This is a genomic window from Aquimarina brevivitae, assembly GCF_004216895.1.
GTDB classification, from domain to species: Bacteria; Bacteroidota; Bacteroidia; order Flavobacteriales; family Flavobacteriaceae; genus Aquimarina; species Aquimarina brevivitae.
Map to the genome: position 1 here is coordinate 184,917 of NZ_SGXE01000003.1, position 15,668 is coordinate 200,584.

General features: G+C 35.4%; 14 protein-coding genes. 10 read left to right on the forward strand and 4 right to left on the reverse strand.

The features are described from left to right. Positions 1 to 27 precede the first annotated feature (27 nt). Positions 28 to 264: a CDGSH iron-sulfur domain-containing protein gene (locus tag EV197_RS13110; RefSeq protein ID WP_130287246.1), complete on the forward strand. Its 237-nt coding sequence runs from the start codon at positions 28 to 30 to the stop codon at positions 262 to 264. A 61-nt stretch (positions 265 to 325) separates the two neighbouring features. Here the strand turns inward: EV197_RS13110 and EV197_RS13115 are convergent, their stop codons facing one another. Continuing rightward, entirely contained in the window at positions 326 to 745 is a 420-nt protein-coding gene (locus tag EV197_RS13115) for a MotA/TolQ/ExbB proton channel family protein (RefSeq protein ID WP_130287247.1), read from the reverse strand. Between the two features lie 361 nt (positions 746 to 1,106). Here EV197_RS13115 and EV197_RS13120 point away from each other — a divergent pair, with 361 nt between their 5' ends. The 3 genes from EV197_RS13120 to EV197_RS13130 all read left to right on the forward strand — a co-directional run bounded on the left by EV197_RS13120 (position 1,107) and on the right by EV197_RS13130 (position 3,290). Continuing rightward, positions 1,107 to 2,012: a sensor histidine kinase gene (locus EV197_RS13120; protein WP_242610736.1), complete on the forward strand. Its 906-nt coding sequence runs from the start codon at positions 1,107 to 1,109 to the stop codon at positions 2,010 to 2,012. A gap of 6 nt (positions 2,013 to 2,018) precedes the next feature. After that, positions 2,019 to 2,732 carry a LytR/AlgR family response regulator transcription factor gene (locus tag EV197_RS13125; protein ID WP_130287249.1) on the forward strand — a complete coding sequence of 238 codons (714 nt, stop codon included), beginning with the start codon at positions 2,019 to 2,021 and terminating at the stop codon, positions 2,730 to 2,732. A 108-nt stretch (positions 2,733 to 2,840) separates the two neighbouring features. Continuing rightward, positions 2,841 to 3,290, forward strand: a complete 450-nt coding sequence (locus EV197_RS13130) for a CHRD domain-containing protein (RefSeq protein WP_130287250.1) — start codon at positions 2,841 to 2,843, stop codon at positions 3,288 to 3,290. Positions 3,291 to 3,369: 79 nt separating this feature from the next. On the opposite strand, the gene lpdA is transcribed toward EV197_RS13130, so the two are convergent. Beyond that, entirely contained in the window at positions 3,370 to 4,776 is a 1,407-nt protein-coding gene (gene lpdA, locus EV197_RS13135; protein WP_130287251.1) for a dihydrolipoyl dehydrogenase, read from the reverse strand. Positions 4,777 to 4,970: 194 nt separating this feature from the next. Here lpdA and EV197_RS13140 point away from each other — a divergent pair, with 194 nt between their 5' ends. Beyond that, the gene (locus EV197_RS13140) at positions 4,971 to 6,533 is read left to right on the forward strand and encodes a hypothetical protein (RefSeq protein WP_130287252.1); all 1,563 of its coding nucleotides are present in this window, start codon (positions 4,971 to 4,973) and stop codon (positions 6,531 to 6,533) included. Positions 6,534 to 6,643: 110 nt separating this feature from the next. Here EV197_RS13140 and EV197_RS13145 read toward each other — a convergent pair whose 3' ends face one another. After that, complete coding sequence (locus EV197_RS13145) at positions 6,644 to 7,918, reverse strand: serine hydroxymethyltransferase (protein WP_130287253.1); 1,275 nt, start codon at positions 7,916 to 7,918, stop codon at positions 6,644 to 6,646. A 440-nt stretch (positions 7,919 to 8,358) separates the two neighbouring features. Between EV197_RS13145 and fahA the strand changes: the two genes are divergently transcribed. Both fahA and EV197_RS13155 read left to right on the forward strand, forming a co-directional pair. After that, complete coding sequence (gene fahA / locus EV197_RS13150) at positions 8,359 to 9,639, forward strand: fumarylacetoacetase (protein ID WP_130287254.1); 1,281 nt, start codon at positions 8,359 to 8,361, stop codon at positions 9,637 to 9,639. Positions 9,640 to 9,742: 103 nt separating this feature from the next. Further along, positions 9,743 to 10,927: a hypothetical protein gene (locus EV197_RS13155; RefSeq protein WP_130287255.1), complete on the forward strand. Its 1,185-nt coding sequence runs from the start codon at positions 9,743 to 9,745 to the stop codon at positions 10,925 to 10,927. A 55-nt stretch (positions 10,928 to 10,982) separates the two neighbouring features. On the opposite strand, the gene ytxJ is transcribed toward EV197_RS13155, so the two are convergent. Further along, a complete protein-coding gene (gene ytxJ / locus EV197_RS13160) occupies positions 10,983 to 11,381 on the reverse strand; it encodes a bacillithiol system redox-active protein YtxJ (protein WP_130287256.1) in 399 nt (132 codons plus the stop codon). Between the two features lie 195 nt (positions 11,382 to 11,576). Here ytxJ and clpB point away from each other — a divergent pair, with 195 nt between their 5' ends. From clpB to EV197_RS13175, 3 genes are all read left to right on the forward strand, one after another. Further along, positions 11,577 to 14,177 carry an ATP-dependent chaperone ClpB gene (gene clpB / locus EV197_RS13165; protein WP_130287257.1) on the forward strand — a complete coding sequence of 867 codons (2,601 nt, stop codon included), beginning with the start codon at positions 11,577 to 11,579 and terminating at the stop codon, positions 14,175 to 14,177. Between the two features lie 174 nt (positions 14,178 to 14,351). Continuing rightward, complete coding sequence (locus EV197_RS13170) at positions 14,352 to 14,912, forward strand: TetR/AcrR family transcriptional regulator (RefSeq protein WP_242610737.1); 561 nt, start codon at positions 14,352 to 14,354, stop codon at positions 14,910 to 14,912. 46 nt (positions 14,913 to 14,958) lie between these two features. Then, positions 14,959 to 15,441 (forward strand): acyl-CoA thioesterase, encoded by a 483-nt coding sequence (locus EV197_RS13175; RefSeq protein WP_130287259.1) that lies wholly within the window; start codon positions 14,959 to 14,961, stop codon positions 15,439 to 15,441. The last annotated feature ends 227 nt before the right edge of the window (positions 15,442 to 15,668 follow it).

Sequence of the window (15,668 nt, forward strand, 5' to 3'; positions counted from 1 at the left end):
ACGTAACTTAGAACAAAAATAGATACAATGAGTACACCTAAGAGAGCAGGAAATGAACCTATAGCAATAGAATTAGAAAAAGACAAGAGATATGCCTGGTGTAGTTGTGGGTATAGCGAAGATCAACCTTTTTGTAATGGTGCGCACAAAAAAGAAGGTGGTATACCTATAGTTTTTACCGTTGTAGAAGAAAAGAAAGCATACTTATGCACCTGTAAATTAACCAAGACACCTCCTTATTGCGATGGCACCCATAAAGTGTAAACCCCTATCCTAAAATAGAGGTTTATATTTTTTTTATTTGATAAATAATTCTTCGTATAATTTAGGCTTTCTCGCTTTGTAGCCAGGTAAGGATAATCGTAGCAATCCTTGTTACGATGAATACTACAAAACCAAATACTGGTGGTAAAGCAGAAACTTTAAGACCGGCAGCGAATATATGGGTGGATATTTCCCCAATCTTTTCTACGCTATCGAACATTCCTATTACCCCAATTAATTGCCCTAACATCCCCCAAACTAGAGCTAATAACCCTATAGAATTAATCAATTTCGAGTATTTTTCCGACCGAACAGTGTCTTTTTTGGCAATAAACCAACCAGCTCTTGCAATAAGAAACAAGGAAAGCACCAATAGTAAAAGTAAAGGAATCATAAAAAATAGCCCTCCTTCTTCTAATAGGCTTACTACAGGAATAAATAATAATGTACTCGCTAATGAAACAATTGTTACTTTGATCATAATGTATGTTTTTATAGTTAACAGTTCCAAAAGTATGGCGTGTTCTTCTACCTTTTTTATAAATGCGCTCAACTACGGAATTAGCGATGGAATTGACAACGTTTGTTCAAAATTAAAATTTACTTTCCTAAAATTGTTGAATACGGTATTAAATCTGTATTTGGTAGCTTTATCGCTTTCAATCCAATAAAAATATTGATATTGTAGCACTATGAAAGTAAGCAAAGGAATTATACTAAAGAAAATAGGTGTCTTTTGTATTCACCTCATTTTTTGGGTTTTAATTCTAATGTGTTACACCTATTTTTTTGGGTACGACACCAATAATAAAAGCTACGCATTTTACTTCTCTCTATTTTTAATGCCAGTCACAGTAGGTACTACCTACTATGTTATCGATCAACTGATCCCTAACTATCTGTTACAAAAAAAATATACCGTGTTTATATTGTACGCGGTATATACCGCTATCATTTCAGCCTTCTTTATTGTCTTATTCTTTTTTTACGGAGTCGTATTTTTGTCTTCCTTTAGCGTAGCGCAAATGGCGCCAATGACCCGGAGTCCGTTCTTTCTTTTTATAGCTGTTTACTTTGTTATTTTTATTGCTTCAGCAATACGGTTATTGCAATATAACTACATTACTAATCAAGCAAATCAAAAGCTTCAGACAAAAATCCTAGAAGCCCAATTACAAGTAAAACAACAGGAGTTGAACTACTTAAAAATGCAAATTCATCCTCATTTTCTATTTAATACGCTAAATACCTTATATGGGTTTGCGCTTCAGAAATCAGAGGAGGCTCCTGATATGATTTTAAAATTATCTAATTTACTAGATTATCTTTTATATCAAGTTGATAAACCATTAGTATCCTTAGAACAAGAATTACATCATATCAAAGATTATATTTCGCTTGAAAAAATGAGATTTCGTGATACTTTGGATGTAACAATAAATGCATTCTGTGATAACAATAGCATTGAAATTCCTCCTATGCTGTTAATACCTTTTATAGAGAACAGCTTTAAACACGGCAGTTTAGTGAACGGTAAATTAAGCATTGTAATGAACCTGGAGTGCCACCAAAATTCTATTCTATTTTCAATTAAAAATAGTATTGATAAACAAATGGATACAACTAATGCTGGTATTGGATTAAAGAATGTTCGAAAGCGATTGGAATTAGTATATCCAAATCAACATCAATTATCCATAAACCAAACCAAAGACTGGTTTGAAGTAAACCTACATCTAAAAAATTAACAACTAATGCAAAATGCCATACATTGTATCATCGTGGATGATGAGCCCACAGCAAGAGATATTCTGGAAACCCATTTGGCAAAAATAGATCGGTTGACTGTTGTTGCCAGTTGTCCAAGCGCAGTGGAAGCTTTCAATATCATAAATCAAAAAAAAATTGACCTTATCTTTCTGGATATAAATATGCCAGGTATTACCGGTATATCTTTTGCCAAATCGATTAACAGAGCAATTAAAATCATATTTACTACTGCGTATAGAGAATACGCTATCGAAGGCTTTGACTTACAAGCTGTAGATTACTTGTTAAAACCGATTTCATTTGAACGCTTATTACAAGCGGTGAATACATATTTCGAAACCAATCAAAAAGCGCTCAATAGCCCAGAGCAAGAACCTACAGCTTCTGATTTTATTTTTGTTAGGTCCGAGCGCAGAATGAAAAAAATCAACTTTAAAGATATCTTATATATTGAAAGCTATAGTGATTATTTAAAGATTCATTGTAGAGAAAATACCATAGTTACCAGAGAAAATATTAGTACAATAGAGGCCAAGTTAAATCAACAAGATTTTATCCGTACGCATCGATCTTTTATCATATCTATTAAACATATTGATTCCTATACTAATGAGGAAATCGTAATCGAAAACAAGTCCATTCCGGTAAGCCGCTCTTATAAAGACGTAGTATTGTTACGTTTAAACGCCAATAGCTAAGAATTGTAGCATTTAATTAACAACATTTCACAAAACATTAGGCTTTACTTAGGCATCCTTTTTTGTAATATGGTATCTATATAATGTATAACACAAAACTATTAACTTATGAAAAATGTTTTTCTAAAATTTTTATTGATTGTACCATTATTGTTTATCGGATGTAGTGATGATGATGACGGAGCTACGATTGAAGCAACTGCTTACACCTTAGCAGAGGTTGGAGGCTCCGGAGTATCTGGTACTGCTACGTTTACTAAGGTAAATGCCACAACAACTCGAATTGATGTCGCTTTAGAAGGAACTCCTGCTGGGGGCGATCATCCAATGCACATTCATATGAATGATGCTGCCACAGGAGGCGGAATCGCTATAACACTAACTAATGTAGATGGAGATACTGGTTTAAGTACTACCACGGTTACTGCACTAGATGATGACACTGCCATTACCTATGAGGGCTTAATCGACTACAATGGGTATATCAATGTACATTTAAGTGCGAATGAGCTAGCCACAATTGTTGCTCAAGGAAACATAGGAAGTAACGTGCCATAGTGCGCACAACTATATAACAACAAAAAATGCTAAGAGGATTCTCTTAGCATTTTTTATTTATGTATACTTCAAAGTTGTTTTACACATGCAGGGCACGGTTTTCCGTAGCTGCTAACGCCGCTTCCTTTACAGCTTCAGTGAAAGTTGGGTGTGGATGTGACATTCTCGAGATATCCTCAGCGGAGGCTCTAAACTCCATCGCAGTTACTGCTTCAGCTATTAAATCTGCACATCGTGCACCAATCATATGTACACCCAGTACCTCATCAGTAGCCTCATCAGCTAATATTTTTACAAAGCCATCCAAATCAGAACTAGCTCGTGCTCTTCCTAAAGCTCTAAATGGAAATTGACCTGATTTATATTTTACACCTGCTTCCTTAAGCTCCTCCTCGGTTTTACCAACCGCAGCAACTTCTGGCCAAGTATACACCACTCCAGGAATCAAATTATAATCTATATGTGGTTTTTGACCTGCAAGGGTTTCCGCAACGAATATTCCTTCTTCTTCTGCCTTGTGTGCAAGCATTGCACCTCTAACCACATCACCAATCGCGTAAATGTTTTCAACTGAGGTTTGTAAGTGATCGTTAACCTCAACTTGTCCTTTATCGTTTATTTTAACTCCGGCAGCTTCTGCATTAAGATTATCGGTATAAGGACGACGTCCAACAGAAACTAAGCAATAATCACCTTTAAAATCAACAATATTTCCTTTTTTATCCTCAGCTTTTATGGTCACTTGTTTGGCTGTTCCTTTTACCTCAGTAACTTTGTGAGAAGTGTAAAATTTCACCCCTTGTTTCTTCATTACCTTTTGTAATTCTTTGGATAATGCTTTATCCATGCCAGGGATAATTCGATCCATAAATTCAATCACCGAAACTTCGGCTCCTAATCTTCTATACACCTGGCCAAGTTCTAATCCAATAACACCGCCACCAATGATGACCATATGTTTAGGTACTTCTTTTAATTTCAATGCCTCTGTAGAGGTTATAATTCGCTTCTTATCAATAGTAATAAAAGGTAGCGTAGAGGGTTTAGACCCTGTAGCAATTATGATATTTTTTGCCTCTATTTCTTCAGCTCCACCGTCTTTCTTTGCAATACTCAAGTGAGTAGCGTCTTTAAAAGACCCTAAACCTTCATACACATCGATTTTATTTTTCTTCATTAAAAAGCTTACTCCATCACACGTTTGGTCAACAACGGCTTGCTTGCGAGCGATCATCTTTTCGAGATTTACCTTGATCTCTCCAGGAATATCAATACCGTGATCCTCAAAATGTTGAACCGCATGCTCATAATGATGCGAAGAATCTAGCAGCGCTTTACTTGGGATACATCCTACATTTAAACAAGTACCTCCTAATGTTGAGTATTTTTCAATTATTGCAGTTTTCATCCCTAATTGAGCACATCGAATTGCTGCCACATAACCTCCGGGACCTGAGCCTATAATGGCTACATCATATGAATTCATATTGATAAGTATATCTTTATTTACAACTAAAATTAAAAAGCTCTGGTTAAAGAGCTAGGCAAAGGTAACAAATGTTTTATATCTATATAAATCCCATAAAAGCATTTTAAAAGAATTAATATTTACGATATTTAGAATCATCAAAACCATAAGAAAAAAAATATTGCTACTTTGCAATCTCATAGCAAAAGATTATGTCATTTACTAAACGGTATTTAACTTTTATAGCTTTATTACTACTCGTTATTTTTTGGAGTTCTTGTAGAAAAGATTTTGAAGCACCACCTAGCCGTGGTAATCTTGAATTTTCTGTAGACACTTTGTATCTAGACACTATCTTTTCTAACATAAGTTCTAGCACCTACAGTTTTAAAGTGTATAATCGCACGGATGAAGACCTAACCATACCTTCCATACAACTCGAAAGAGGAGAAGATTCTGATTACCGACTCAATGTTGATGGAATTCCAGGTAAATCGTTTCAAAATATTCAGGTTTTTGCCAAGGATAGTATTTTTGTTTTTGTAGAAACCACTACAGACATTACTCAACAAACTTTAAGTCCGGAATTTTTGTATACCGATCGAATTTTATTTGACACTGGCAGTAACCAGCAAGATGTTGATTTAGTCACCCTGGTTAAAGATGCTGTTTTTCTCTTCCCATCTAGAGATGATATGACTGGTGAAGTAGAGACCTTACTACTAGGAGTAGATGAAGAAAATAATGAAATACGGATTGAAGGGTTCTTTTTAGAGCCTGAAGAACTTACCTTTACCAATGAAAAGCCATATGTGATATATGGATATGCAGCGGTCCCTCCTGACCAAACTTTAACGATTGAGGCTGGTGCACGAATTCATTTTCACGACAATTCGGGCCTTATTGTGGCTAATAATGCCACCCTTTTGGTTAACGGTGCACTTAGCAGTGATCCCGAAAGTTTAGAAAACGAAGTGATTTTTGAGGGTGATCGACTAGAACCTGGTTTTAGTGAATTACCCGGTCAATGGGGAACCATATGGTTAACTGAAGGTAGTACTGGCCATGTAATCAACCACGCTACTATCAAAAATGCAACAGTTGGGGTGCTTATGGAATCCAATGATGGATCCGCAAATCCTACTTTGACGATAAACAACACTCAAATATACAATAGCGCAAACGTAGGATTATTAGCGAGAACTGGTCACGTATCAGGTGAAAATCTAGTCATCAATAACTCAGGACAAGTATCACTAAACTGTTCGCTGGGAGGTCGCTATAACTTCAGCCATTGTACTTTTGCTAATTATACCAATGGATTACGGCAATTTCCATCAGTGCTTATTGATAACAATCTACAAATTAGCGAAACAGAAGTGTTGGTAGCAGATCTAACCGAAGCCAACTTTACAGATTGCATCATATATGGAGATGAGCCAATAGAATTAATTTTAAGTAAAGTCGGCGAAACTGTTTTCAATTATAAATTTACAAACTGTCTTATTCGCTTTGAAGACTTTAACGGTAGATTTGATGATAATCCTTTATTCGATTTTGAAAACACTTCTCTTTATGAAAATATTATTTTCAATGAAGATCCAGACTTTAAAGCACCCAGAAGCAATGAATTAAACATTGGTGATAATTCGGCTGCCAATGGAACCGGCTCCACCCCAGGAGAAGGCAGTGACATTCTTGGCACCTCGCGCAATGTTGAAAACCCAGATATGGGAGCTTATGAAAGTGTGATTTTTGAGGGCGATGGCAATTGATAATATGGACTAGTTTACCAAAATCATTAAGAAAACGGAACTCAAAAAAGAAAAGCGTGTAACCTTTAGTTACACGCTTTTTTTATTTTGAAGGTTTAGCTTATTTTGAACTAAGCGACAAATAAAGGTCTATCTGACATCATATCGTTAACATCAGCAGCGATCTTATGTAATTCTTCTTCGTTTTCTACATTACTAATAACACGATCGATCAATTCCACGATAGTTTTCATATCAGCTTCTTTAAGACCTCTTGTGGTAACCGCAGCTACTCCAATACGAATCCCCGAAGTTACAAACGGAGACTTATCATCAAATGGAACCATATTCTTATTTACCGTAATATCAGCAACGCCAAGCGCTTCTTCAGCAGCTTTACCAGTTACACCTTTATTACGTAAGTCAATTAGCATCATATGATTGTCTGTACCTCCTGAGATTACTTCGTAGCCCTTATCCACAAAAGCCTGAGCCATTACGGCCGCATTCTTTTTTACCTGTACGATATAATGTAAAAATTTATCTGTCAATGCTTCACCAAAAGCAATAGCCTTTGCCGCGATAATATGCTCTAACGGACCTCCTTGATTTCCTGGAAAAACACCACTATCCAATAAGGAAGACATCATTCGCAGGTTTCCGTTTTTAAGCTTGATACCGAATGGATTTTCAAAATCCTTACCCATTAAGATTAAACCACCTCTTGGACCACGTAAAGTTTTATGTGTAGTGGTTGTCACAATATGACAATGTGGAATGGGATCTGAAATTACACCTTTAGCGATCAAACCAGCTGGATGTGCAATATCTGCAAGTAACATAGCGCCAACTTTATCTGCAATTTCTCTAAATCTTTTGTAATCAATTTCTCTTGAATAAGCAGAAGCACCAGCAATGATTAACTTAGGTTGTTCCTTGATGGCAATTTCTTCAATTTTATCATAATTGAGCAACCCAGTTTCTTTTTCTACTCCATAAAATACAGGATTGTATAATTTACCCGAAAAATTAACTGGCGAACCGTGAGTTAAATGTCCTCCGTGAGACAAGTCAAACCCTAAGATTTTATCTCCAGGTGTTAAACAGGCGTGAAAGACTGCAGTGTTTGCTTGTGAACCAGAATGTGGCTGAACGTTGGCATATTCGGCTCCGAACAATGTTTTTGCTCTCTCAATGGCAATTTGCTCAACTTCATCTACCACTGCACACCCTCCATAATAGCGTTTACCTGGATAGCCTTCTGCATATTTATTGGTTAATACAGAACCAGCCGCTTCCATAACCTGATCACTTACAAAGTTTTCAGAAGCTATTAGCTCTAAACCATTTAATTGACGTTCTTTTTCGTCCTGAATTAATTCAAAAATTTGTTCGTCGCGTTGCATTGTATTCATTTTGATAATAAAACGGCAAAAATAACAAATACATTTCTGATAACCCGATGAACAACTCATAATTAATAAGAATATTTTAGAGCTATGAATTGGTATGGAAAGGCTGTTACATCCTCATTAGTAAATGATCTTATACAAGGTCAAAAATCGATTCCGTTCTTTATCACTTAAGCAAACCTATCTAGTACATTATCAGTTTATTATGATTTTTTTCAATTTTTAATCGAAATAAAAATTAATAAATCCTGTAAAATTATATATTTGGTCCTAGATTAATTCTAAAGTTAAGTAATGGAGTATAGTATTTAGGATTTATTTACCTAAAGAAAGCTATTCCTTTTTATAAGTTTTTTATAACTTGTATTTCATAATTCCAGCTTGCTTTATAGCGGATAGAATAAATAAAACACGAATTACAAAAACTAATTTTAATGTCCATAACAGCTAACGACCCAAACAGAAAAACCTGGATTGAAACCAGTCCTAATACTGATTTCCCTATTCAAAACATTCCGTTTGGAGTCTTCCTGACACGAGATGATATTATTACCATAGGTACTAGAATTGGAGATACCGCTATTGATTTAGGGGCATTACACCAATTAGGCTATTTTGAGGGTATTCCACTAACAGACGATATTTTTTTACAAGATTCGTTAAATGATTTTATTTCTGACGGAAAAAAAACGTGGAGATTAGTACGAAACCGAATTGCAGAAATTTTTGACGTAGAAAATGAAACGCTTAAAAATAACGAAGAGCACCGTAAAATAGTATTATTTGCATTAAATGAAATAGAAATGCAATTACCCGTGGTTGTAGGCGATTACACGGATTTCTACAGTAGTAAAGAGCACGCTACCAATGTTGGTAAAATGTTTAGAGATCCAGATAACGCCTTATTACCAAACTGGCTACATATGCCCGTGGGGTATCACGGACGTAGTAGTTCAATAATTCCATCAGGTATTCCTGTTCACCGTCCACAAGGGCAAAAACTAATTAATGGAGCCAAGGAGCCAATTTTTGGACCTTCGAGATTGGTAGATTTTGAGTTAGAAATGGCGTTTATCACTACGGATGCAAACCATTTGGGTGAACCAATTCCTATCGAAGAAGCAGAAGACTACATCTTTGGTCTAGTACTTTTTAATGATTGGAGTGCAAGAGATCTTCAAAAATGGGAATATGTACCACTTGGCCCATTCTTAGGTAAAAACTTTGCTTCCTCAATTTCTCCTTGGATAGTAACTTTAGACGCTTTAGAACCTTTTAGAGTTGAGGGACCTAAACCAGTCAAAAAACAATTTCCATACTTACAATACAAAGGTAAAAAGAGTTACGATATCAATTTAGAAGTTTCTATAGAACCTGAAAACGCGGTAGAGACCGTTGTTGCTAAAACCAATTTTAAATATATGTATTGGAATATGGCGCAACAATTAGCGCATCATACGGTTAATGGATGTCCTGTAAACTCAGGAGATATGATGGGTAGCGGAACAATTTCTGGTCCTACACCTGAGTCTTACGGATCGATGTTAGAGCTAAGCTGGAGAGGCGAAAAACCAGTACAGCTTAAAGAAGGAGGAAGTCGTAAATTTATCGAAGATAACGACACGGTAATTATGCGAGGTTATTGCCAAAATAAAAAGGTAAGAATTGGTTTTGGTGAGGTAAAAACCAAACTACTTCCCGTCTTTAAAAAATAAAAAAAATATTTTATAAGCCCTTGATTATGAAAGTATCAAGGGTTTTTAGTACCTTTTGGCACCAAAATTGATATTCAGTACCCAAATCTATAAAAAATCAATTATGAAAAAATTTTTACCCCTAATCCTAATAGGTTTATTCATATCCTGTAGCAGTGTTAAAAAAACTGAAAAAGCACTGAATACCGGAAACTACGATCAGGCGATAAATATTGCTATCGAAAAATTAAGAACTAATAAAGATAAAAAAGGTAAACAGCCTTATATAATTATGCTTGAGGAGGCTTTTGCTAAATCTATTGAGCGTGATAAAAATGCAGTATCGTTTTTAGAAAAAGAAGGGAATCCTGCTAACCTGGAAAGAATTTACAATACCTATCTTAATATGAAACAAAGACAAGAACGGATAAAACCTTTGTTGCCTTTATATATTATGGAAGAAGGTAGAGATGCACGGTTTTCATTCGAAAATTATGATCGAAATATAATTACCACTAAGGACGATTTATCTGCTTTTTTATACGATTCAGCAACTGCCCTATTCAAACAAGCTTCACAAAAAGCTGACTACAGAAAAGTGTATGATGATCTTGTTTATCTTGAAAAAATAAGTCCAGGATACGAAAACACCAAATCCTTAATCGAAGAGGCTCATTTAAGAGGTACTGACTTTGTTAAGGTAGTTATGAAAAACAATACCGATGTAATAATCCCTAAGCGACTTGAAGCTGATCTTATGAATTTCAGCACTTATGGATTAGATGATTTATGGACGGTATATCATAGCCAACCACAAAACGGAAACAAGTATGATTATGAGATGAATATTGAACTCAGAGAAATCAACATATCACCCGAACAAGTAAGAGAAAGACAATTAGAGAAAGAAAAGGTAGTCGTTGATGGTTGGGAGTATTTACTAGATGAAAATGGCGATGTTGTTATTAATGAAGATGGTGAAAAAGTAAAAGTTGATAAAAACGTAACGGTTCGATGTGAATATTACGAATTCACCCAGTTCAAAGCAGTGAATGTTGTTGGAAATGTGCAGTATAGAAACTTAAGAACTAAACAATTATTAGATGCATTTCCATTGGCTAGTGAGTATGTTTTTCAGCACGTATATGCCAACTACAATGGAGACAAAAGAGCTTTAGAGGACAATTTACTAACCATTGTTGGTCGTAGAGCGGTTCCGTTTCCTACCAATGAACAAATGGTTTATGATTCTGGAGAGGATCTTAAAAATAAAATTAAAAGTATTATTACAAGATATAGATTCAATTAATACTGATCTATACTAAGAAAATGCAAGGGATTGAATTAATCAATCCCTTTTTTATTTAATCAAGATGTGGATTAATCAGTTCTGCATTTATAGCACTATGCGATTGATGAGCTACAGTTTCACCATTTTTGATAATAATCATTTGTGGAGACTCATGCCACACCTGGAATCGCGAAGCTATCTCTTGAGAAAGGTCTCTATAATTTAATAAATCCAAAAAATAAAGATCCACTTGATTATCTTGGTAGCCAAATCCTCGTTCAAATCCATTTAACGCCATACGACTAATACCGCAACGGGTTGAGTGCTTAAAAATTACCTGAGGACGAGTCTTAGACTCTTTTTCGATGGTATCTAATTGCTCCATAGTGGTAAGCGATTTCCAAGGGATTGTTTTCTTCTCTTCATTCTTGTTAGCCTCACCGCTTCCAAAAATTTTACTGAATAAATTCATAGCTATATTTTTATTTACTTTCCGAATAAACCGGATTAGAATATACTTAAAACCATTTTAATTGTCAGCAAAAATACATAAATTAGTATTAAGACAAAAAGTCAGTTGTTTTGCTTTTTATTAAGACATTTTGACATTTTTTTAAGATGGAATATCTTTTGATTTACTGCTCATAACTATAAAACTTAGAAAATCATGAACTTTAATAATTTCACCATAAAATCACAAGAGGCCATACAGCAGGCGCAGCAGCTTGCTCAGAGTATGGGACATCAACAAATAGAAAATGAGCACATTTTTAAAGCTATATCCACAGTTGATGAAAATGTGTTACCCTTTATCTTAAAGAAATTAAATGTCAACGTACAGCTCTTGGAGCAAATCTTAAGCAGTACCTTACAGAGTTTCCCTAAAGTTACAGGAGGAGACATACAATTATCAAGAGAAGCAGGTAAAATGCTGAATGAAGCAAGTATTACTGCTAAAAACATGAAAGATGAATTCGTTTCTATCGAACACTTGATAATTGCCATCTTTAAATCTAAAAGTAAAATTGCCCAGATTCTTAAAGATCAAGGAGTAACAGAAAAACACTTATTAGAAGCCATAAATGAAATTCGTAATGGAGAGCGTGTAACCTCCCAAAGTGCAGAGGACACCTATCAATCTCTAAATAAATATGCCAAAAACCTCAATCAATTGGCAGAAAATGGAAAGTTAGATCCTGTAATTGGACGAGATGAAGAAATTCGCAGAGTACTTCAAATTTTATCTCGAAGAACAAAAAACAACCCTATGTTAGTTGGTGAACCTGGGGTAGGTAAAACTGCTATTGCCGAGGGTTTAGCACATAGAATCATTGCTGGTGATGTACCAGAAAATTTAAAAGACAAGCAAATATACTCACTGGATATGGGAGCCCTGATTGCTGGGGCCAAATTCAAAGGGGAGTTCGAAGAGCGTTTAAAAGCTGTAGTTAAAGAAGTTACCTCAGCAGAAGGAGATATTGTTTTATTCATCGACGAGATCCACACCCTGGTAGGAGCTGGTGGAGGCCAAGGCGCAATGGATGCTGCAAATATCTTGAAACCAGCCTTAGCCCGAGGTGAATTGAGAGCTATTGGTGCCACAACACTCGATGAATATCAAAAGTATTTTGAAAAAGACAAAGCACTAGAGCGAAGGTTTCAAAAAGTTACCGTTGCTGAACCAGATACCGAAAGTGCAATTTCGATTCTACGAGGTATTAAGGAAAAGTACGAAGCGCATCATAAAGTTAGAATCAAAGATGAAGCTATTATAGCCGCCGTAGAACTTTCTCAACGGTATATTACCAATAGGTTTTTGCCCGATAAAGCGATTGACCTTATGGATGAAGCTGCATCTAAACTTAGAATGGAAATAAATTCTAAGCCCGAGGATTTAGATGTTTTAGACAGAAGAATCATGCAGCTAGAGATAGAAATAGAAGCTATAAAGCGCGAAAATGATGAAACCAAACTCAAAACATTAAATGCAGAACTGGCTAATCTAAAAGATGAGCGCAATGATTTGTTTTCTAAATGGAAAAGCGAAAAAGAAATCGTAGATACCATCCAGAATACAAAAACCGACATCGAAGAGTTTAAATTAGAAGCTGAACGTGCGGAGCGCAATGGAGACTATGGACGTGTAGCAGAGCTTCGCTACGGCAAAATCAAAGAAGCACAAGAAACTCTTGAAAAGTTACAAGAACAGTTAAGTCAACAACAAAGTAAATCTTCGTTGATTAAAGAAGAAGTTACGAATGAAGACATCGCTGAAGTGGTAGCTAAATGGACAGGTATCCCAGTAACCAAAATGCTTAAGAGTGAACGTGAGAAGCTCTTGGTTTTAGAACAAGAATTGCAGAAGCGAGTAGTAGGTCAGCGCGAAGCAATACAAGCTGTAAGTGATGCCGTTCGTAGAAGCCGAGCAGGACTCCAGGATCAGAAAAAACCGATAGGATCTTTTCTATTTCTTGGTACTACGGGAGTTGGTAAAACAGAACTAGCTAAAGCACTGGCGGAATACCTCTTTAATGATGAAAACGCAATGACACGCATTGATATGAGTGAATATCAAGAACGACACGCAGTAAGTCGATTGGTAGGCGCACCTCCAGGATATGTAGGTTATGATGAAGGCGGACAATTAACCGAAGCGGTTCGAAGAAAACCTTATTCTGTAGTATTACTTGATGAAATTGAAAAAGCACACCCAGACACCTTTAATATCCTTTTACAGGTATTAGATGAAGGTAGGTTAACCGATAATAAAGGAAGAACTGCAGATTTTAGAAACACCATTATTATCATGACCAGTAATATGGGTAGTCATATCATCCAGGATAAATATGAAGCCATCCCTGATGTGGAAACCGCAATGGAGGCTGCTAAAGTTGAAGTGTTAGGATTATTAAAACAAAGTGTACGACCTGAGTTTTTAAATAGGATTGATGATATCATTATGTTCTCTCCATTGAGCGAGTCTAACATCAAAGATATTGTAAGAATCCAACTTAAGAATGTAACTAAAATGTTAAGCAAACAACATATTACACTAGATGCTACGGAAGAAGCTATATCCTATCTTGCTGCTAAAGGCTTTCAACCTGAGTTTGGTGCAAGACCGGTAAAACGAACGATACAGAAAGAAGTGTTGAATCAGTTGTCTAAAGAAATTTTAGCTGGAAAAATATCAACCGAGAGTATTATTCTTTTAGATGAATTTGACAACAACCTAGTATTTAGAAATCAGGAAGATTTGGTGTCCTAAGAAACAATAGATTATTAATTAAAAGCCCGTCAACTAGTTGACGGGCTTTATTGTTGTAAGAATAAGCCAAACGCAATTATCCCAATTTCAAGTAAAAAATATACCGATTGGTATTTTTTTTAATATATTTACACTCTGATGCAAACAAAAGCCAAACAGACTAAAGAATTTATTGTGAAAAAGGCAGCTCCTATTTTCACAAAAAATGGATATGTGGCTACTTCATTAAGTGACATCACCAAAGCAACTGGGCTAACCAAAGGTGCTATCTATGGTAACTTTAAAAACAAAGAGGAATTAGCAATTGCCTGTTTTAACCTCAACGTAAAAAGTTTGCTTAGACGAATTACGGATCACCAGATGTTGAGTGACTCACCATTAGAAAAACTGTTTTTGGTCACCGATTTTTACAGAAAGTACTACGATTACAGTCAGGAGTTAGGAGGTTGCCCCGTTTTAAACGTTGGTGTGGATGCCGTCAATCAAAACGAAGTATTGCTACAGCACGTGCAATTTACTATAGAGCGCATTGAAAATAACGTTATTAAATTAGTAGATGCTGGTAAAGCATGTGGAGAAATCAAAGCATCAGTTGATGCAGCTGCCTTTGCCAAGAAATTATATGCTGTAATCCAAGGAGCTATTTTTATGACCTATACCATGGATAATAATTCATACTTATTAGAAACTATGGATTTAGTGGATCAAACGATCATCACTGAGCTTAAAAAATAATTTTTTTAATATAAAATATACCGATTGGTATAAAAATGAAATGAATATGGAGTTACCAAAAATATTAGAAAGCAAAACAAAAATCAGATTTCAGGATTGTGATCCTTTCAATCATCTTAATAATGCTTCTTATCTTAATTATATGATCAATGCAAGAGAGGATCAAATCGATGAATTTTATAATATTGATATCTTTTCTTTGGCAAAAAACGAAGGTGTAAGCTGGGTAGTAGGCACTAATCAAATCGCCTATTTAAAGCCTGCTTTAGTCATGGAAACGGTGGTTATCGAATCCCAATTGATTCATTGTGATCAGCATAAATTGTGGGTTGAAATTCGAATGTTAGATGAAAGCAAAAAACAACTCAAAGCGGTACAATGGAGTACGTTTGTACATTTTAATTTACTAAAACAGCAAAAATGGGTACATAGTGAGGAGTTGATGTCCGTCTTCAAACAAGTAGAAGCGCCAGTTGATGCTTCGAATTTTGAAGACCGAATCCAACAATTAAAATTGCAGAAAGTGTAACATTTTACGATTTTGATCGTCTTAATATTATCTTAACAGTTTAAACCAATAGCAAAGATGAAAGGTTTTAGTAACTTAAAGCTGCAATATCTAAAGAAGGCTTCATTGATCTTTGTAGCTTTTTTTATGATCGCCTGTATTGCATCTTTAATCGTAATTTGGCAAACCGGTTTATTGGAGGGTTAATTGCTTAGTTATCCTACTTTATTGTAATACCCTTTAATATC